Raw genomic sequence first — 18,166 nt, 5'->3', positions numbered from 1 at the left:
CCGGCGCTTAAGGCCTGCGGTTCCTCCTCGTCACGGCCGCGTAGCTGAGGGCGGCCTCGCGATTCCAAGGGTACGACGGGGGACTGACAACGCCGTAGGGCTTTTAGGGGTGGGGTTGGAAACCGGGTCGGCAGTTCGCCTTGACCCGGCCGGTCACGCCGAGCGCCGGAACCCGATCGTCGGCACGGCACGCCGCAACGGCCAGGGCCTGACCAACTTCTCCGGCACCAGCCCCGCAAGGAACCCGTACCGCCGCAACGCCGTCGCCGACTGTCCCTGGACCGACTGCACCTTCCGCCACCACCCCGCGATCTCCGACCACCCCGGCGCCGACAGGGACCCGCCGAACTCCTGCACCGACAGCGCCGCGGTCAGCCCGGCGAAGGCCAGCCGGTCCGCGAGCGGCCAGTCCGCCAGCGTCGCGGTCACGAACCCGGCGACGAACACGTCACCGGCCCCGGTCGGGTCGAGCGCCTCGACCTCGATGGCCGGCACCTCGGCGGTCTCCCCCGTACGCCGGTCCACCGCGTACGCGCCGTCCGCCCCGAGCGTGACCACCGCGAGCGGCACGTACTCGGTCAGGGCGTGCGCCGCGGCCCGCGGGCAGTCGGCGCCGGTGTACCGCATCGCCTCCTGCGCGTTCGGCAGGAAGGCCTCGCAGTGCCGCAGGTCGGGCAGTGCCGCCAGGTCCCACGCGCCGGTGTCGTCCCAGCCGACGTCGCCGAAGACCCGGGTGCCCTTGCTCGCGGCCTGGGCGATCCAGGGCGCGCTGACGCCCGGGGCGAGGGAGGCGACGGCGGCACGGGCGCGGGGCGGGCACTCGGGGGCCGGTTCCTCCAGGGGCGGCTCATGGCCGTGCGAGACCATCGTGCGCTCCCCCTCGTACGCCATGGAGACGGTCACCGGGGAGTGCCAGCCGGGCACCGTGCGCGACGGGGAGAGGTCGATGCCCTCGCCGTGCTCCAGGGCGTCCCAGCAGTAGTCGCCGTAGTGGTCGTCGCCGAAGGCCGCCGCGAGGGACGTCCGGAGGCCGAGGCGGGCCAGGGCGGTGGCCATGTTGGCGACGCCGCCGGGGCTCGACCCCATCCCGCGTGCCCAGGACTCGGTCCCGCGCACCGGGGCGGAGTCGAGCCCGGTGAAGATGATGTCGAGGAAGACGGTGCCGGTGAGGTAGACATCCCAGGGCGGGTCGTCCGGCTCGCGCAGCGGGGCGAGGGGATCGACCTGGTTCTGGCGGTGCGATCCCTTTCTCGGGCCCTTTCCGGCCGGGGCGGTGGACGCGATCACGGTGCGCTCCCTGACGTGGTGCGGATCAGGCCAGTCTGCACCACACCACCGACAACGTGACGCCGATCACCCGGTCATGTCCTACCAGCGGGGCATCGAGGGCGTCACCCACTCCGGGTCGGCGACGCGCATGGCCGCCGCGTCGTCGCGGTCGCGCAGCGCGCCGTCGTCGTCCAGCCACCGCCGGTGCAGTGCGGCGAGGCGCTCGCGGTCGAGCTCCACGCCGAGCCCGGGGGCGTCCGACACCGTCACCTTGCCGCCCTCGAAGGTGAGCCGCTCGGTGAGGACGTCCTCCGACTGCCAGGGGTAGTGGGAGTCGCAGGCGTGGTGGAGGTTCGGGACGGTGGCCGCGACGTGGGTCATCGCGGCGAGCGAGATGCCCAGGTGGGTGTTGGAGTGCATCGACACGCCGACGCCGAAGGTGCGGCAGACGGCGGCGAGCTGCTGGGTGTTGCGCAGGCCGCCCCAGTAGTGGTGGTCGGAGAGGACCACCTGCACGGCGCCCTTGGTGAACGCCTCCTTGATCTCGGCGAAGGTCGTCACACACATGTTGGTGGCCAGTGGCACGCCGGTCCGCTCGGCGACCTCGGCCATGGCGGGGGTGCCTAGCGCGGGGTCCTCCAGGTACTCCAGGACCTCCCCGAGCTCCTGGGCCACCTTGACCGACGCCTCGACGGACCAGGCGCCGTTGGGGTCGAGCCGCAGCGGATGCCCGGGGAACGCCTCGGCGAGCGCCCGGACGGCCGCGATCTCCTCGTCGGGCGGGAAGACGCCGCCCTTGAGCTTGAAGGAGGTGAAGCCGTAGCGCTCCTTGAACCGGCGGGCCTGTTCCACCACGCCCGCCGGGTCGATCGCGGCGCCCCAGTCGTCCTTCTCGGCCGGGATGCCCTCCGGGTGGTCGGCCCACTTGTAGAACAGGTAGGCGCTGTACTCGACGGCGTCGCGCACCTTGCCGCCCAGCAGCGCGTGCACGGGCAGTCCGAGGGCCTTGCCGAGGGCGTCGAGGCAGGCGACCTCGAAGGCGGAGACGACGGACAGCCGCAGCTTGTCGGCGGTCTGGACGCCCCGCAGCCCGCCGACGTCGACGGCGTTCTCGACCCGGGAGCGGTCGACGGCGACCTGGTCCGCGAGCGTGAACAGGCCGTTCAGATCGCTGACCTGGTGCCCCTTCAGCCGCTCGGCGAAGGGGCGGGCCAGCTCCAGGTACTTGGCGTCGCCGTAGGTCTCCCCCACGCCCGTGATCCCGTCGGCCGTGACGACCTCGACGATCAGCCGGGGCGTGTACGGCTGGTGCACGCCCTGCGTGTTCAGCAGCGGCGGGTCGGCGACCAGGATCGGCGTCAGCCGTACGTCCGTGATGGCGAGGTTCACAGGGCGGCTCCTACGAGGTCGAGGCCGGTGGCGAGGACGGAGGTGAGGGTCGCCAGGTCGGCGGGCGAGGGGTCGGTGAGCGGGGCGCGGACCGGCCCGACCCGGTGGCCGCGCAGCCGGGCCGCCGCCTTCACCAGCGACACGGCGTACCCGGGGACGCGGTCGCGCAGTTCGACGAGCGGGACGTAGAAGTCGCGCAGCAGCTTGTCGACCGTGCCGTGGTCGCCGTCGCGCAGGGCGGCGAAGAACGCGTCGGCGATCTCGGGGGCGAAGGCGTGCACGGCGGAGGAGTAGGCGGGGACGCCGACGGTGGCGTAGGCGCGGGCCTGGATCTCGGCGGTGGCGGCGCCGTTGAAGAACAGGAAGTCCTCGGGGGCGGCGAGCGTGAGGCGTTGCAGCCGGTCGAGGTCGCTGTGGCCGTCCTTGAGGCCGATGACGTTCGGCAGGGCCGCGATGCGCTTGAGGGACTCGGCGGTGAAGGCGACCTGGCCGCGCTGGTAGGCGATCAGCGGCAGCCGGGTGCGGGCGGCGATCTGTTCCAGCTGGGCGACCAGGCCGTCCTGCGGGGCGGCGACGAGGTAGTGCGGCAGCACGAGGAGCGCGTCGGCGCCGGCGTCCTCGGCGATGCGCGCGAACCGCACGGCCTGCGCCCAGCCGTATCCGATGCCGGCCACGACGGGGACGCGGCCCGCCGCCTCCTCGACGGTGATCGTGACGACCTGCCGGTACTCGTCCTCGTCCAGCGAGAAGAACTCGCCGGTGCCGCAGGCGGGGAAGACGGCGCCGGGCGAGGCGGCGAGCCGCTGCGCGACGTAGGCGCGGAAGCCCTCCGGGTCGAGGGTGCCGTCGTCGCGGAAGCCGGTCAGCGGGAACGACAGCACGCCACCGGCCATGCCGTCCCGCAGCCGCTGCGCGACCGCTTCCGGTCCAGCGCCAGCGCTCACGGTCATCTCCTTATGTAGACGTCATCTATATATGAGAATGGCGGTTGGATACGCGAACGTCAACCGCCCGGGCCGCCCGATTACGATCGGCACATGTCAGACACAGGGGGCGTCCGCGAAGTGAAGTCCGCGGCGCGCACGGTCGAGCTGCTGGAGCTCCTCGCGGCACGCGGCGACCGCCCGGCCCGGCTGCAGGAGCTGGCCGACGCGCTCGGCGTGCCGCGCAGCTCGATGTACGCGCTGCTCCAGACCCTGATCTCGCGCGGCTGGGTCCGCACCGACGTCACCGGCTCCCTGTACGGCATCGGCATCCACGCCCTGCTCACCGGCACCGGCTACCTCGATTCCGACCCCCGGGTGCGGGCCGTACGGCCGTATCTCGACGAGGCGTCCGAGGCGCTCGGCGAGACCATCCACATGGGACGTCTGGACGGCCGGGACGTGGCCTATCTGGCGACGCGGGAGTCGCACGAGTACCTGCGCACGATCAGCCGGGTGGGACGCCGGCTGCCCGCCCATGTCGGGGCCCTGGGCAAGGCCCTGCTGGCGGAACGCCCGGACGAGGAGCTGCCCGAGGGCCCCTACGAGGCACTGACCCCGAACTCGCACACGAGCCGGGAGTCCCTGGCGGCCGACCTCGCGCGGGTCCGGGCCCGCGGCCACTCCGTGGACCGGGAGGAGGGCGTGAGCGGGATCGTCGGCTTCGGGTTCGCGCTGCGCTACGACTCCCCCGCACTGGACGCGATCAGCTGCTCGGTGCCGGTCGCCCGGCTCACTCCGGAGCACGAGGAGCGGATCGTCACCGTGATGCGGGAGATCCGGGCGAAGGCCGAGGCGACGGTTCCCACGGGGGCCGGATCGGTGCACTGGCGTTAGCGGGAACACCCGCGCCACCTGGCGAAAGGCGCTCGTTTACCCGAACTTCACCGCATCAAACGCAACGTGATCCAGATCACGCTCTCTCGGTTCACGCGTTCGACTACTTGCTTGATACAAATTGCCCGCGCGTTCCTGTCCGTCGACGGTCGTCGCCCCTCCCCCCTCTTCCCGCTCCTTTCGCATGCCCTGGGAACGCCCGTGTTCGCCCCCCGCACCACTCCCTGGTCCCTCGTCGCCCTTTTCACGGCCGGGTACCTCGCTCCGTATCTGCTGCCGACCACCGTCGGCAGGCTCGATTCGGGCCTACCACTCTCCGCCACGCAGGCCGGCGCCGCCGGCAGTGCCCTGCTGCTGAGTTCGGCCGCCGCCGGATTCGTCCTGGCCTCACGGGTCGAACGGATCGGGGCCCGCACCCTCGCCCGCATCGGGCTCACCCTGGCCCTGATCGGCTACGGCGGCGCCGCCCTCACCACCGCCGTCCCGGCCGTCGTCGCCGGGGCCGTCCTCGGCGGGTTCGGGTCCGGCACGGCCACCACCGTCGCCGCCACCCTCATCGCCGGACAGCGGGATCCGCACCGGGCCTCCACCGCCGGTCTGCTCACCGTCTCCGCCCTCGCGGGCGCCGTGTATCTGACGGTCCCGCACCTCGGCCCGGGGCACGGCCTGCCGCTGGCCGCGATCGCCCTCACGGCCCTGGTCGTGTGGCCGCTGACCGGCCGTCTCCCCGCCGGTGCGCCCGCCGCACCCACGCGGCAGCACAAGGCCCGGTTGCCGCACGCCCGTTCGGGACTGGTGCTGGCCGCCGCCATGCTGTGCTGGTCGCTCGCCCAGAACTCCCTGTGGGGCGTGAGCGGACGGATCGGTCTCGACCAGGCCCATCTGAGCGAGAGCACCGTCGGTGCCGTGTTCGCCGTGGCACTGGGCGCCGGCCTGACCGGGGTCCTGGCGGCGGGCGCGCTCGGCGCGCGGCTGGGACGTGCCGTGCCCATCGGCGCCGGCACGGTCCTCATCGCCGGCTGCATCACGCTCAGCGCCTCCTCGACCGACCTGACGAGCTTCGCGACCGGCGAGATCGCCTGGAACACGATGTACCCGGTGGTGCTGTCGTATCTGATCGGGCTCGCCGCCTCGCTCGACCCGCGCGGCCGCTGGGCGGTGCTGGTCGGCTCGGCGTCCTCGCTGGGCACGGCCGCCGGACCGCTCACCGGCAGTGTGCTGTCGGCGCAGGCCGGGTTCCCGGTCATGGGCGCGATCCTGGCCGCCGGGCTGCTGGTCATCGCCGTGCCGATGACCGCCGTCGCCCTGCACACCGGCGGACGCCCGCTGCTGCCCGGCGCGATCCGCCGCCGCGGCGGCCACCCGGCCGCCCTGGTCGCCGCCGCCACGGGCACGCCCACCGGCACGGTCCCCGAGATCGGCGCCCCGGAACAGCCGGTCGTGGAGATCGCCGTGGAGGCCGCGGCGATTCCCACCCAGCGGGCCTACGACAAGGCGGGACCCCGGCAGGCGGGTGCCTCACCGGGGTCCGGAGCCCTGTAGGTCTGCCTACGGGAAGGCGTAGGCCTCCACCTCGGCGAGATACCGCGCCCGCAGCTCCTCGTCGTCCTCCAGGAAGGAGGCGAGGAAGGAGTTGCGGGCGAGTTCCCGCAGCCGCTCCTCGCTGAGGCCGAGGGTGGCGCGCACGGCGTCGAAGTTCTCGCCGGCGTACCCGCCGAAGTAGGCCGGGTCGTCCGAGTTCACCGTGCACATGAGCCCGGCGTCCAGCATGGCGGGCAGGGGGTGGTCGGCGAGGGTGTCGACGGTCCGCAGCCGTACGTTCGACAGCGGGCACAGCGTCAGCGGCACCCGGTCCCGCACCAGCCGCTCCACCAGCGCCGGGTCCTCCACACAGCGCAGGCCGTGGTCGACCCGCTCCACGCCGAGGATGTCCAGCGCCTCGGTGATGTACTCCGGCGGTCCCTCCTCACCGGCGTGCGCGACCCGCCGCAGCCCGAGCGCGGCGGCGGCCTCGTAGACCTCGCGGAACTTCACCGGCGGGTGCCCGACCTCGGCCGAGTCGAGGCCGACGCCGGTGATCCGGTCCAGGTACGGCTTCGCCGCGTCCAGGGTCGCCAGGGCCGACTCGGCGGACTCGTCGCGCAGGAAGCACAGGATCAGCCGGGTCGAGACACCGTGGTTCGCCTCGCTGCTGCCCAGCGCCCGCCACAGCCCCTCGACGACCGTGCCGATCTCCAGCCCCCGGCTGGTGTGGGCCTGCGGGTCGAAGAAGATCTCCGCGTGCCAGACCCCCTGGGCGGCGGCGCGGGCGAGGTACTCGTTGGCCAGGTCCTCGAAGTCGCGCTCGGTGCGCAGGACGGCCATGAGCTCGTAGTACAGGTTCAGGAAGGACTGCAGGTCCTCGAACCGGTACGCCTCGCGCAGCTCGTCCGTGTCGGCGTACGGCAGTGTGACGCCGTTGCGCGCGGCAAGCTCGAAGGCAAGTTCCGGTTCCAGGGTGCCTTCGATGTGAAGGTGCAGTTCGGCTTTGGGGAGGGACATCAATTCATCGTACGGCCGATTCACCGACGCTTCGGAACCGGCACTCTCAGTAGATCGTGCGCCACGGTCAGCTCACCCTCGTAGCCGGCGGCCCGCGCCTGCCGCTCGAACTCCTCCGGGTCGGTGTAGCGCTGACTGAAGTGGGTCAGCACCAGATGCCGCACACCGCCGTCCCGGGCCACCCGCGCGGCCTGTCCCGCCGTCAGATGCCCGTGCTCCACGGCGAGTTGCTCGTCCTCGTCGAGGAAGGTCGACTCGATGACGAGCATGTCACAGCCCTCGGCGAGCGCGTACACCCCGTCGCACAGCCGGGTGTCCATGACGAACGCGAACCGCTGCCCGCGCCGCACCTCGCTCACGTCGTCGAGCGCGACCCCGCCGAGCGAGCCCTCGCGCTGGATCCGGCCGACGTCCGGGCCCTTGATGCCGTGCGCGGCGAGCCGCTCGGGCAGCATGCGGCGGCCGTCGGGCTCGACGATCCGGTAGCCGTACGACTCCACGGGGTGCGACAGCTTCCGGGCGTCCAGCGTGTAGGTGCCCGAACGGGCGAGGGGCCCGTCGGCGGAGACGGGCGACTGGCTGATGTCGACGGTCTCACGGTAGGCGGTGGCGTACCGGAGCCGGTCGAAGAAGCGCTGCCCGGAGCGGGGGTAGTGCGCGGTGATCTCGTGCGGCACCTTGTCCAGGTTGATGCGCTGGATGACACCGGCGAGGCCGAGGCTGTGGTCGCCGTGGAAGTGCGTGACGCAGATCCGGTTCAGGTCGTGCGCGGCGACCCCGGCCCGCAGCATCTGGCGCTGCGTGCCCTCGCCGGGGTCGAACAGGATGCCCTCGCCGTCCCAGCGCAGCAGGTAGCCGTTGTGGTTGCGGTGCCGGGTCGGTACCTGGCTGGCGGTGCCGAGGACCACGAGTTCGCGTACGGACAAGGCGACTACCCGGGGGGCCAGTCGAGGCCGCGGCCGCCGAGTACGTGGCCGTGCACGTGCCAGACGGTCTGGCCGGCGCCGCTGCCGGTGTTGAAGACGAGGCGGTGGCTGTCGAGCTTCTCCTCGTCGGCGACGGCCTGGGCCTCGCGGATCACGTCCGCGGTGAGGGCGGGGTCGGCGGCGGCGAGGGCGGCGGCGTTCTCGTAGTGCGCCTTGGGGATGATCAGGACGTGGGTGGGGGCCTGGGGGTTGATGTCGCGGAACGCGATGGTGGTGTCTGTCTGGCGGACGATGGTCGCCGGGATGGTGCCGGCGACGATCTTGCAGAACAGGCAGTCTTCCTGGGGCTCCCCTGCCATGGTCCCTCCGGGGGTTGGCCGAATGTGGTCCTACTCGGGCATCGTATCGTCGTCGTGTGCGGGTGCGTTGTGGCTGGTCGCGCAGTTCCCCGCGCCCCTTAAGAGGTCGGCAAACTCGGGGGCGTCTTAGCGGGACTGGCCTCCAGGCTCTCCAGTGCCAGGCGGATTGCCTCGTCCAGTTGGGCGTCCCTGCCCGCCGCGTAGTCCTGGGGGCGCTGTACGACCTCCACATCCGGGTCCACGCCGTGGTTCTCCACGCCCCACTCGTAGCCCTCCAGCCAGAAGGCGTACTTGGGTTGGGTGACCAGGGTGCCGTCGACGAGGCGGTAGCGGCTGTCGATGCCGATGACGCCGCCCCAGGTGCGGGCGCCGACCACCGGGCCGAGGCCCAGGGCCTTGATCGCGGCGTTGACGATGTCGCCGTCGGAGCCGGAGAACTCGTTGGCGACGGCCACGACGGGGCCCCGGGGGGCGTCCTCGGGGTAGCTGAAGGGGCGCATGCCACGGGGCACGGCCCATCCGACGATGCGCCGGGCGAGCTTCTCGATCACGAGCTGGGAGGTGTGGCCGCCGCGGTTCTCGCGGATGTCGACGACCAGGCCCTCGCGGGCGACCTCGACGCGCAGGTCGCGGTGGATCTGGGCCCAGCCGGGCGCCTGCATGTCCGGGACGTGCAGGTAGCCGAGGCGGCCGCCGGACTTCTCGTGGACGTAGGCACGCCGGTCGGCGACCCAGGCGTGGTAGCGCAGCGGCTCCTCGTCGGCGACCGGGACGACGACGGCGTGCCGCGGGTCGCCGCCGCCGGACGGGGAGATGGTCAGCTCGACCGGCTTGCCGGCCGTGCCGATCAGCAGCGGGCCGGGCCCCGCGACCGGGTCGACCGGCTGTCCGGCGATCGCGAGGATCGCGTCCCCGGGGCGTACGGCGACACCGGGTGCGGCCAGCGGGCTGCGGGCGTCCGGGTCGGAGGTCTCCGAGGGCAGGATGCGGTCGACGCGCCAACTGCCGTCCTCGTGGCGGGAGATGTCCGCGCCGAGCAGGCCCTGGCGGGCGCCGCGGCCGTAGCCGCCGCGCGGGGTGACGTAGGCGTGCGAGGTGCCGAGTTCGCCCTGCACCTCCCACAGCAGGTCGACCAGGTCGTCGTGGGTGGCGAGCCGGTCCACGACCGGGCGGTAGCGGTCGAGGACGCCGGTCCAGTCGACGCCGCTCATGTCGGGCCGCCAGAAGTGGTCCCGCATGATGCGGCCGTTCTCGTCGAACATCTGCCGCCACTCGGCGGCCGGGTCGATGAACTGGCGTACGCGGCCGAGGTCGACGGTGATGTTGGAGTCGCTGTCGTCGTCGTTCGAGGCGCGCCGGTCGCTGGGGACGACCTTCAGCCGTCCGTCGGTCCACAGCAGCACGCGCTTGCCGTCGCCGCTGACCTCGAAGTGATCGGCGTCGATGGCGAGATGCTCGACGCGCTGCTGGGCGAGGTCGTACCGCTCCAGCTCGGACTTGGGCTCCGGGTCGTCCGGGGTGGCCCGGGACGCGCCGAGCACACCGGCGACGGGGTGGCGCAGCCACAGGACGCCGTCCTTCGCCGCCCGCAGATTGGAGTAGCGGGCGGCCTCGACCGGGAAGGGCACGATGCGGTCGTTGAGGCCTTCGAGGTCGATGCGGGTGGTGGGGGTGCCCTCGCTGTCGGGGGTCTCCTCCCGGTCGGGCGTCTCGAAGGACCGGCCGTGCCGCTGCGGCCCGAACGGGGACGGCGTGGTCGCCGCGAGGGTGATGAGGTGCGGCCTGGCACCCTCCACGAAGGCCAGGTCGAAGACGTGCTCGTCGTAGACCGGGTCGAAGGAGCGGGTCGACAGGAACGCGAGGTGCTTGCCGTCCACCGTGAACGCGGGCGCGTAGTCCTGGAAGCGCAGCGGGGTCGCCTCGGTGACCGACAGGTCGGTGGTGTTGGCGAGCTTCAGTTGGGACAGGGGCCGCGGGCCGGGGTGGGACCAGGCCAGCCAGGAGGAGTCGGGCGAGAAGACGACGCCCGACACATCACCGTCCTCGCTCCGGTCCACCTCCCGCACCTCGCCCGTCTCCCGCTCGACGAGCAGCAGCCGCCCGTCGTGGGAGGCCACGGCCGCGCGGCTGCCGTCGGGCGCCATGGCGAGGTCCAGCACCCGGCCGAGCTGCCCGGCGGCGAGCCGGCGCGGCGTCGCTCCCGGGGCGAGCCCGGTGGCGGGCGCGAACTCCAGGGCGTCGTCGCCCTCGGCGTCCGTCACCCACACCACCCACTCCTCGCCGTCGGCGCGGAAGGCACGCGGCTGCCGGGCCCGCACACCGGGCGTCGCGGCGAGGGCGCGGGCGGGCCCTGCGCGGTGGGTGACCCAGTGGACGGAGCCGCGTACGGAGACGGCACTGCCGCGCGCGGTGTGGTCCGGGGACGCCGCCCCGAACGACCGGGCGGCGTTCAGCGGAAACGGCTGGAGATCGACGCGCTGCCCGCCCAGCCGCACGTCCAGCCGACGCGGCTCGGCCCCGTCCAGATCGTCGAGCACCCACAGCTCACCGGCGCTGGACCAGACGACCCGGGTGCCGTCGGTCGCGGCGTGCCGGGCGTAGAAGCCGTCGAGCGGCGTGTGGCGCCGCAGGTCGGACCCGTCGGCGAGGGAGGAGTACAGCGCGCCGGTGCCCTCGTGGTCGGACAGGAACGCGATGCGCTCGCCGGCCCACAGCGGGTACTCGATGTTCCCGTCGAGCTCCTGATGCAGCCGTACGAACTCCCCGTCCCCCTCCCGGTCGATCCACAACTTGCCCGCGCCACCGCCCCGGTACCGCTTCCACCAGGCGGCCTCGCGCCCCATCGGCGCGGACAGCAGGACGACACTCGGCCCGTAGGCGATGTCACCGACGGGCCCGTACGGCAGGGTGGTGGCCGGACCGCCGTCGAGCGGGACGGCACGCGCCCAGCTGCGGCGCAGGCTGGCCTGCCCCTGGGTGCTGGTGGCCAGGACGTCGCCGTCCGGGGTCCAGCCGCGCACCTGGGTCCTCGAACTGCCCCAGTACGTCAGCCGCTTGGCGGGGCCGCCGTCGGCCGGGGCGATGTGCACCTCGGGAGCGCCGTCGCGGGAGGAGGTCCACGCGACGGTGGTGCCGTCGGGCGAGATGCGGGGCTGGGTCACCGGCACGTTGTCGGCGCTGACCCGCCAGGCCCGGCCGCCGTCGAGAGGGGCGAGCCACACGTCGTCCTCGGCGGTGAAGGCGACCAGGTCGCCGCGCACGTGGGGGAACCGGAGGTAAGCAGGCGATGCGGACTGAGTCACCCGATCACCCTATGCAGGGACGACGCCGCGCGGACAGACTTCGGATCACTTGCCCTCGACGGGCCTGCAGTCCGGATAGCGCTCGCACCAGATGGTCTGTGTGACGGTCACGGTGACGGTGGGCCCGGGCTGCCCGTTCGTGGGACCGCCCCCCACCGGCGACGGAGTGGCGTCGCAGTTGCCGAGCCCGTCGACCTCGAACCACACCTTGCCGTCGACCTTGGCGGTGATCTTCCCGCGCACGCATTCGCCGTCCACCGCGTGGGTGACCCGGCCGGTGACGGTGATGTCCTTCCCGTCCTTGGTCTCCCCCTCGCAGTCGACGGTCGCGACGGTCTTCTCCCGCGCCGAGGGCGACGCGTTCCCGCCCTTGCCGGAGTCCCCGTACGAGGCGGTACACGTGAGCCAACGCACGCCCGCCTTCTGCCGGTCGAGTTCCTTGGTGACGGTCTCGTCGGTCGTATAGGCGACGGCCGCGGAACTGATCCCCGCCCCGGGTTCACAGGCGACGGCGCCGCCCACACCGACCACCGCGAACGCCGCCACGGCCGCGACCCGGCGGCCGCGCGAGCCCCGTCCGGTCCTCCTCGATGCCCCCATGGAAGGCAGCCTGCCACCGACGAGGGCGGGGCGGTAGAGCGCATACGGCCACCACGGCCCGCAGCACTACGGGCTCAGGACCACCGGCCGGTGCGGGCCAGGAGTACGGCGGCGGCAGCCGTCCCGGCGGTCGATGTGCGCAGCACACTGCGCCCCAGCCGGTACGCCTTCGCCCCGGCCTCCTCGAACTGCGCCAACTCCTCGGGCGAAACGCCCCCTTCGGGCCCCACGACCAGCACGATCTCACCGGAGGACGGCAGTTCGGCGGTCGCCAGCGGCTCGTCCCCGCTCTCGTGGAGCACGGCGGCGAAGTCGGCACCGGCCAGCAGCGAAGCGACCTGCTTGGTCGAAGCCGCCTCCGCGACCTCGGGAAACCGCACGCGGCGCGACTGCTTCCCGGCTTCCCGGGCCGTCGCCCGCCACTTGCCCAGCGCCTTCAGCCCGCGCTCGCCCTTCCACTGCGTGATGCAACGCGCCGCCGACCACGGCACGATCGCGTCGACACCGACCTCGGTCATCGTCTCGACGGCCAGCTCCCCGCGGTCGCCCTTGGGCAGCGCCTGGACGACCGTGACCCGAGGCTGCTCCACCGGCTCCTCGGTCACCGAGTCCAGCCGGACGATCAGCCGGTCCTTGCCCTCGGTGTCGAGCACGACGCAGTCCGCCCAGCGGCCGGCCCCGTCCGTGAGGACGATGTCCTCGCCGGGCCGCAGCCGCTTCACGGAGACGGCGTGCCGCCCTTCCGGACCGTCGAGGACGTACCGGCCACCGCTACCGCCACCGCCCGCGTCGAGGTGCTCGACCACGAACACCGGCGCGGTCATCGGACGCCGCCCCCGCCCGACAACACCGCGCGTGCCGTGGCGAGTTCACCGGCCAGCACCTCCACCAGCTGCCCGGCGGGCAGCTCCCGGGCCATCCGGTGGCCCTGCCCGGCCCAGAGGGCCATGCCCTGCGCGTCCCCCGCCTTTGCGGCGGCCTTGCGCAGCGGCGAGGTCAGGTGGTGGATCTCGGGGTAGGCGGGCGGCGCGTACGGGCCGTGCTCGCGCAGGAAACGGTTGACGAGCCCGCGCGCCGGACGCCCGGAGAAGGCTCGGGTCAACTCCGTACGCACGAACAGGGGGTTGGTCAGCGCCTGCTTGTGCAGGGCGTTCGCGCCGGACTCGTGCGTGGCGAGGAACGCCGTGCCGAGCTGGGCCGCGCTGGCGCCGGCCGCGAGCACCCCGGCGATCTGGCCGCCGCGCATGATGCCGCCGGCGGCGACGATCGGGATGTTCACGGATTCCCGGATCTGGGCGACCAACGACAGCAGCCCGATGCCGGAACCGTCCGTCTCCGGTATGTCCCGGTGCGTGCCCTGGTGGCCGCCGGCCTCGACGCCCTGCACGATGACGCCGTCCGCACCCGCCCGCTCCACGGCCCGGGCCTCGTCGGGGGTGGTCGCGGCGGCCAGGACGAAGGTGCCGACGCGGTGCAGGGTGTCGATGACCTCGCGGCTCGGCACGCCGAAGTGGAACGACACCACGGGCACGGGGTTGTCGCGCAGCACCGCGAGCTTGGCCTCGTAGCCGTCGTCGCGACCGCTGTCGGGGTCGCCGAGTTCGGCCTCGTACCAGGTGGCCTCGCCGGCCAGCTGGTGGGCGTAGACGTCGACGGCGGCGGGGTCGGCGTACTCGGGCTGCGGCATGAAGACGTTCACGCCGAAGGGCCTGCTCGTGAGGCTCCGCAGCTGCTTGATCTCCTGGTACACCCCGTCGGCGGTTTTGTACCCGGCGGCGAGGAATCCGAGCCCGCCCGCCTCGCACACGGCGGCGGCGAGCTGCGGTACGGAGACGCCACCCGCCATGGGGGCCTGCACGATCGGGTGCGGGAAGAGATCGGTCAGCGCGGAGGACATGACCGCATGTTGTCACGTCCTCCGAACAACCCCGAAACCGGCCTGCCGTGTGGCATAGACCAGAGGAAAAGGCGCCCAGAAAACCGATCAGCGCCCGTTGAACGCATCCTTCAACCGCGAGAACAACCCCTGCTGCCCAGGCTGGAACTGCCCCGTGGGCCGCTCCTCGCCGCGCAGCTTGGCCAGCTCGCGCAGCAGTCGCTCCTGCTCGGGGTCGAGCTTCGTCGGGGTCTGGACCTCGACGTGGACGATGAGGTCGCCGCGTCCGCCGCCCCGCAGGTGCGTGATGCCCCGGCCGTGCAGCGGGATCGACTGGCCGGACTGGGTGCCCGGGCGGATGTCGACCTCCTCCATGCCGTCCAGCGTCTCCAGCGGCACCTTCGTGCCGAGACACGCGGCCGTCATGGGGATCGTCACCGTGCAGTGCAGGTCGTCGCCGCGCCGCTGGAAGGTGGAGTGCGGAAGTTCGTGGATCTCGACGTAGAGATCACCGGCGGGACCGCCACCGGGCCCGACCTCGCCCTCGCCGGCGAGCTGGATGCGCGTGCCGTTGTCGACACCGGCGGGGATCTTCACGGTCAGGGTCCGCCGGGAGCGGACGCGGCCGTCGCCGGCGCACTCCGGGCACGGCGTCGGCACCACGGTCCCGAAGCCCTGGCACTGCGGGCAGGGCCGGGACGTCATGACCTGGCCGAGGAACGACCGGGTGACCTGCGACACCTCACCGCGACCGCGGCACATGTCACACGTCTGCGCGCTCGTACCCGGCGCGGCACCCTCGCCGCTGCAGGTGTTGCAGACGACGGCCGTGTCGACCTGGATGTCCTTGGTCGTACCGAAGGCCGCCTCGTCGAGCTCGACCTCGATACGGATCATCGCGTCCTGGCCGCGGCGGGTGCGCGAGCGCGGACCGCGCTGCGACGCCGTGCCGAAGAACGCGTCCATGATGTCGGAGAAGTTCCCGAAGCCACCGGCTCCGAAGCCGCCCGCGCCGCCGCCCGCGGCCTGCGAGAGCGGGTCGCCGCCGAGGTCGTAGACCTGCTTCTTCTGCGGGTCCGACAACACCTCGTAGGCGGCGTTGATCTCCTTGAACCGCTCCTGGGTCTTCGGATCGGGGTTGACGTCCGGATGCAGCTCGCGTGCGAGCCGCCGGAAGGCCTTCTTGATCTCTTCCTGCGACGCGTCGCGGCGCACGCCGAGTACGGCGTAGTAGTCCGTGGCCACTACGACTCCGCCAGGATCTGTCCGACGTACCGTGCCACTGCGCGTACCGCTCCCATCGTTCCCGGGTAGTCCATGCGGGTCGGTCCGACCACGCCGAGCTTGGCGACTGCCTCGCCGCCCGAACCGTAGCCGACCGACACGACGGACGTGGAGTTGAGTCCTTCGTGGGCGTTCTCATGACCGATACGTACGGTCACGCCCGGATCCTTCGCCTCGCCGAGCAGCTTGAGGAGCACGACCTGCTCCTCCAGCGCCTCCAGCACCGGCCGGATCACCAGGGGAAAGTCATGCCCGAAGCGGGTGAGATTGGCGGTGCCGCCGATCATCAGCCGCTCCTCGTTCTCCTCGACGAGCGTCTCCAGAAGCGTGGAGAGCACCATGGAAACCGTGCCCCGGTCCTCGTGCTCGAACGCCTCCGCCAGATCCTCCACCAAACTCGGCACATCCGCGAAACGGCGGTTGGCGACACGGCTGTTGAGCCGTGCGCGCAGATCCGCGAGCGAGGCCTCGCCGAAGGGCGCCGGGCAGTCGACCACCCGCTGCTCGACCCGCCCGGTGTCCGTGATCAGCACGAGCATCAGCCGCGCGGGCGCGAGGGAGAGCAACTCCACATGCCGCACGGTCGACCGGGTCAGCGACGGGTACTGCACGACGGCCACCTGGCGCGTGAGCTGCGCCAGCAGCCGAACCGTACGCGCCACGACGTCGTCGAGGTCGACGGCGCCCTCGAGGAAGTTCTGGATCGCGCGCCGCTCGGGCGCGGTCATCGGCTTGACGCCGGCCAGCTTGTCCACGAACAGCCGGTAGCCCTTGTCGGTGGGGATGCGCCCGGCACTGGTGTGCGGCTGGGCGATGTATCCCTCGTCCTCGAGGGCCGCCATGTCGTTGCGGACGGTGGCCGGGGAGACGCCGAGGCTGTGCCGCTCGGTGAGGGCCTTGGAGCCGACGGGCTCCTCGGTGCCGACATAGTCCTGGACGATGGCGCGCAGCACCTGAAGCCTGCGTTCACTGAGCATCGCGCGCACCTCCAGAAGTCGTCCGCCTGCTGCCTGCCTGTCGCGGCCTGGCACTCTATGCGTGCGAGTGCCAGCATCCCCCGGCCCAGTGTACGGCGGTGGGGTACACCCCCGGCAAGGCTGGTCGTGCGCGCCGCACCCCGGGCGGGGCGCACCCGCTAGCGTCGCCGTATGACGGTGACTTGGGAAGAGCTCGGATGGGAACGCGTGGCCGCCGGTGTGGGCCGGTGCCGGCTGCCGGTGTGGGACTGCACGATCGGGCTGGTCGCCGGCGAGGGGGCGGTTCTCATGATCGACGCGGGGTCCAGCCTCGCCGAGGGCGCGAAACTGGGCGCGCAGGCGCGGGCACTCACCGGTCACCGTGTGACACATCTCGCGCTGACCCATCCGCACTTCGACCATGTCTTCGGCGCCGCGGCGCTCCCGGACACCGAGGTGTTCGGCGCGGTGGGCGTGGACGCGCTCCTGACCCGGGTGCGAGACCGCGAGGAACTGCGCGAGGACGGGGTGCGACAGGGCCTGGCGGCGTCCGCGGCCGAGGAGGCGGCGGAGCGGCTGGTCCCGCCCGGCCACCTGGTCTCCGGCGAGTGGACGCTCGACCTGGGCGGCGGCCGCCAGGTGCTGCTGGCGAACGTGGGCCCGGGGCACACCGCGCACGACCTGGCGGTGCTGGTGCCGGGTGATCCGGAGGTGGTGTTCTGCGGCGACCTGGTCGAGGAGTCCGGCGAACCCCAGGCGGGCCCCGACGCCGTGCCGTCGCACTGGCCGGCCGCGCTGGACCGGCTGCTCGACCTGGGCGGTGACGACGCACTGTACGTGCCCGGTCACGGAGCGGTGGTAGATGCGGCGTTCGTCCGGGCCCAGCGGGACGCGCTGGCCGCGCGTTTCGGCGTGTCGCGGTGATCGCCGTACGCCTTCTCCTATCGTCATTCGAATGCGCCAGTACTCCGCCGATCTGACTCCGCCGTGGAAGAAGCCGAAGCCGGTACCCGAGGTTCCGGCGGATCCGGGCCTGGTGGTCGAGGAGGCGGGGAGCGGCTTCTGCGGCGCGGTGATCCGCTGCGAGGCGGGCACGGTGACGCTGGAGGACCGCTTCGGCAAGCACCGGGTGTTCCCGATGGAGCCGCGCGGTTTCCTGCTGGAGGGCAGGGTGGTGACGCTGGTCCGCCCGTCGTCCGGCCCCGCCCGCCCCACGCACACCGCCTCCGGTTCGGTGGCCGTCCCCGGCGCACGCGCGCGTGTGGCACGCGCCGGCCGCATCTACGTCGAGGGCCGGCACGACGCCGAGCTGGTCGAGAAGGTGTGGGGCGACGACCTGCGCATCGAGGGCGTGGTCGTGGAGTACCTGGAGGGCGTCGACGACCTGCCCGCGATCGTCACCGACTTCGCCCCCGGCCCGGACGCCCGCCTCGGCGTCCTGGTGGACCACCTGGTCCCGGGCAGCAAGGAGTGGCGCATCGCCGAGTCGGTCACGAGCGAGCACGCCCTGGTGGTGGGCCACCCGTACATCGACATCTGGGAGGCGGTGAAACCGTCGTCCCTGGGCATCGAGGCATGGCCCCGGGTACCACGCGGCCAGGACTGGAAGACGGGCGTGTGCCGGGCCCTGGGCTGGCCCCCCAACACGGGCGCGGCCTGGCAGCGGATCCTGTCGGGGGTGCGCTCGTACAAGGACCTGGAGCCGGAGCTGCTGGGCAGGGTCGAGGAGCTGATCGACTTCGTAACCGCTTAGCTGCGGGCATGCGTGCCGCTAGGGGCGGCTCCCGTCCCAAAGAAGCGGCACCCCGCCACGCCGGGTTGCGGACCCACCCGGCCCCAGCAAG

The 18,166-nt window shown here is 72.6% G+C and carries 16 protein-coding genes; 4 read left to right on the top strand and 12 right to left on the bottom strand.

Features of this window, described 5'->3' with window-relative positions:
- Positions 1-153: 153 nt before the first annotated feature.
- The 3 genes from ACFT4A_RS07995 to ACFT4A_RS07985 all read right to left on the bottom strand — a co-directional run bounded on the left by ACFT4A_RS07995 (position 154) and on the right by ACFT4A_RS07985 (position 3,608).
- Positions 154-1,287 (bottom strand): carbohydrate kinase family protein, encoded by a 1,134-nt coding sequence (locus tag ACFT4A_RS07995; RefSeq protein ID WP_382826960.1) that lies wholly within the window; start codon positions 1,285-1,287, stop codon positions 154-156.
- Positions 1,288-1,368: 81 nt separating this feature from the next.
- Positions 1,369-2,658, bottom strand: coding sequence for a glucarate dehydratase family protein (locus ACFT4A_RS07990; protein ID WP_382826958.1), 1,290 nt, complete (start codon positions 2,656-2,658; stop codon positions 1,369-1,371).
- On the bottom strand, positions 2,655-3,608 hold the full coding sequence (locus ACFT4A_RS07985) for a 5-dehydro-4-deoxyglucarate dehydratase (RefSeq protein WP_382826957.1): 954 nt from the start codon (positions 3,606-3,608) through the stop codon (positions 2,655-2,657). The genes ACFT4A_RS07990 and ACFT4A_RS07985 overlap by 4 nt, the downstream gene beginning before the upstream one ends.
- An 87-nt stretch (positions 3,609-3,695) precedes the next feature.
- Between ACFT4A_RS07985 and ACFT4A_RS07980 the strand changes: the two genes are divergently transcribed.
- Complete coding sequence (locus ACFT4A_RS07980; RefSeq protein WP_382826956.1) at positions 3,696-4,478, top strand: IclR family transcriptional regulator; 783 nt, start codon at positions 3,696-3,698, stop codon at positions 4,476-4,478.
- A 201-nt stretch (positions 4,479-4,679) separates the two neighbouring features.
- Positions 4,680-6,020 (top strand): MFS transporter, encoded by a 1,341-nt coding sequence (locus ACFT4A_RS07975; protein WP_382826954.1) that lies wholly within the window; start codon positions 4,680-4,682, stop codon positions 6,018-6,020.
- Positions 6,021-6,026: 6 nt separating this feature from the next.
- Here ACFT4A_RS07975 and ACFT4A_RS07970 read toward each other — a convergent pair whose 3' ends face one another.
- The 9 genes from ACFT4A_RS07970 to hrcA form a co-directional block, all read right to left on the bottom strand.
- Positions 6,027-7,019 (bottom strand): adenosine deaminase, encoded by a 993-nt coding sequence (locus tag ACFT4A_RS07970; protein ID WP_382826952.1) that lies wholly within the window; start codon positions 7,017-7,019, stop codon positions 6,027-6,029.
- A gap of 20 nt (positions 7,020-7,039) precedes the next feature.
- Positions 7,040-7,945: a ribonuclease Z gene (locus ACFT4A_RS07965; RefSeq protein ID WP_382826951.1), complete on the bottom strand. Its 906-nt coding sequence runs from the start codon at positions 7,943-7,945 to the stop codon at positions 7,040-7,042.
- 5 nt (positions 7,946-7,950) lie between these two features.
- The gene (locus tag ACFT4A_RS07960) at positions 7,951-8,304 is read right to left on the bottom strand and encodes an HIT domain-containing protein (RefSeq protein ID WP_382826949.1); all 354 of its coding nucleotides are present in this window, start codon (positions 8,302-8,304) and stop codon (positions 7,951-7,953) included.
- Between the two features lie 98 nt (positions 8,305-8,402).
- Positions 8,403-11,606 (bottom strand): S41 family peptidase, encoded by a 3,204-nt coding sequence (locus ACFT4A_RS07955; protein ID WP_382826947.1) that lies wholly within the window; start codon positions 11,604-11,606, stop codon positions 8,403-8,405.
- 45 nt (positions 11,607-11,651) lie between these two features.
- Positions 11,652-12,206 (bottom strand): hypothetical protein, encoded by a 555-nt coding sequence (locus tag ACFT4A_RS07950; RefSeq protein WP_382826946.1) that lies wholly within the window; start codon positions 12,204-12,206, stop codon positions 11,652-11,654.
- A gap of 74 nt (positions 12,207-12,280) precedes the next feature.
- Positions 12,281-13,030, bottom strand: coding sequence for a 16S rRNA (uracil(1498)-N(3))-methyltransferase (locus tag ACFT4A_RS07945; RefSeq protein ID WP_382826945.1), 750 nt, complete (start codon positions 13,028-13,030; stop codon positions 12,281-12,283).
- Positions 13,027-14,103 (bottom strand): nitronate monooxygenase, encoded by a 1,077-nt coding sequence (locus ACFT4A_RS07940; protein ID WP_382826943.1) that lies wholly within the window; start codon positions 14,101-14,103, stop codon positions 13,027-13,029. Before ACFT4A_RS07940 ends, ACFT4A_RS07945 begins: the two co-directional genes overlap by 4 nt.
- A gap of 87 nt (positions 14,104-14,190) precedes the next feature.
- Positions 14,191-15,327: a molecular chaperone DnaJ gene (gene dnaJ / locus ACFT4A_RS07935; RefSeq protein ID WP_382493548.1), complete on the bottom strand. Its 1,137-nt coding sequence runs from the start codon at positions 15,325-15,327 to the stop codon at positions 14,191-14,193.
- Positions 15,327-16,343, bottom strand: coding sequence for a heat-inducible transcriptional repressor HrcA (gene hrcA / locus ACFT4A_RS07930; RefSeq protein ID WP_189723489.1), 1,017 nt, complete (start codon positions 16,341-16,343; stop codon positions 15,327-15,329). Before hrcA ends, dnaJ begins: the two co-directional genes overlap by 1 nt.
- A gap of 171 nt (positions 16,344-16,514) precedes the next feature.
- Here hrcA and ACFT4A_RS07925 point away from each other — a divergent pair, with 171 nt between their 5' ends.
- Both ACFT4A_RS07925 and ACFT4A_RS07920 read left to right on the top strand, forming a co-directional pair.
- Positions 16,515-17,246: an MBL fold metallo-hydrolase gene (locus ACFT4A_RS07925; RefSeq protein ID WP_382826941.1), complete on the top strand. Its 732-nt coding sequence runs from the start codon at positions 16,515-16,517 to the stop codon at positions 17,244-17,246.
- Positions 17,247-17,277: 31 nt separating this feature from the next.
- The gene (locus ACFT4A_RS07920) at positions 17,278-18,075 is read left to right on the top strand and encodes a DUF3097 domain-containing protein (protein ID WP_382826939.1); all 798 of its coding nucleotides are present in this window, start codon (positions 17,278-17,280) and stop codon (positions 18,073-18,075) included.
- Positions 18,076-18,166 lie beyond the last annotated feature (91 nt).

This window comes from Streptomyces sp. NPDC057099, from assembly GCF_042671245.1.
In the GTDB taxonomy this organism is placed as follows: Bacteria; Actinomycetota; Actinomycetes; order Streptomycetales; family Streptomycetaceae; genus Streptomyces; species Streptomyces purpurascens.
This window is presented reverse-complemented; position numbering and strand designations above follow the sequence as displayed.

Bases quoted from the DNA above. Each gene is read 5' to 3' on its own strand.
- ACFT4A_RS07950 (WP_382826946.1), bottom strand. From the start codon at position 12,206: ATGGGGGCATCGAGGAGGACCGGACGGGGCTCGCGCGGCCGCCGGGTC.
- ACFT4A_RS07970 (WP_382826952.1), bottom strand. From the start codon at position 7,019: ATGTCCCTCCCCAAAGCCGAACTGCACCTTCACATCGAAGGCACCCTG.
- hrcA (WP_189723489.1), bottom strand. From the start codon at position 16,343: ATGCTCAGTGAACGCAGGCTTCAGGTGCTGCGCGCCATCGTCCAGGAC.
- ACFT4A_RS07960 (WP_382826949.1), bottom strand. From the start codon at position 8,304: ATGGCAGGGGAGCCCCAGGAAGACTGCCTGTTCTGCAAGATCGTCGCC.
- ACFT4A_RS07940 (WP_382826943.1), bottom strand. From the start codon at position 14,103: ATGTCCTCCGCGCTGACCGATCTCTTCCCGCACCCGATCGTGCAGGCC.
- ACFT4A_RS07945 (WP_382826945.1), bottom strand. From the start codon at position 13,030: ATGACCGCGCCGGTGTTCGTGGTCGAGCACCTCGACGCGGGCGGTGGC.
- ACFT4A_RS07920 (WP_382826939.1), top strand. From the start codon at position 17,278: ATGCGCCAGTACTCCGCCGATCTGACTCCGCCGTGGAAGAAGCCGAAG.
- ACFT4A_RS07985 (WP_382826957.1), bottom strand. From the start codon at position 3,608: ATGACCGTGAGCGCTGGCGCTGGACCGGAAGCGGTCGCGCAGCGGCTG.
- ACFT4A_RS07925 (WP_382826941.1), top strand. From the start codon at position 16,515: ATGACGGTGACTTGGGAAGAGCTCGGATGGGAACGCGTGGCCGCCGGT.
- ACFT4A_RS07980 (WP_382826956.1), top strand. From the start codon at position 3,696: ATGTCAGACACAGGGGGCGTCCGCGAAGTGAAGTCCGCGGCGCGCACG.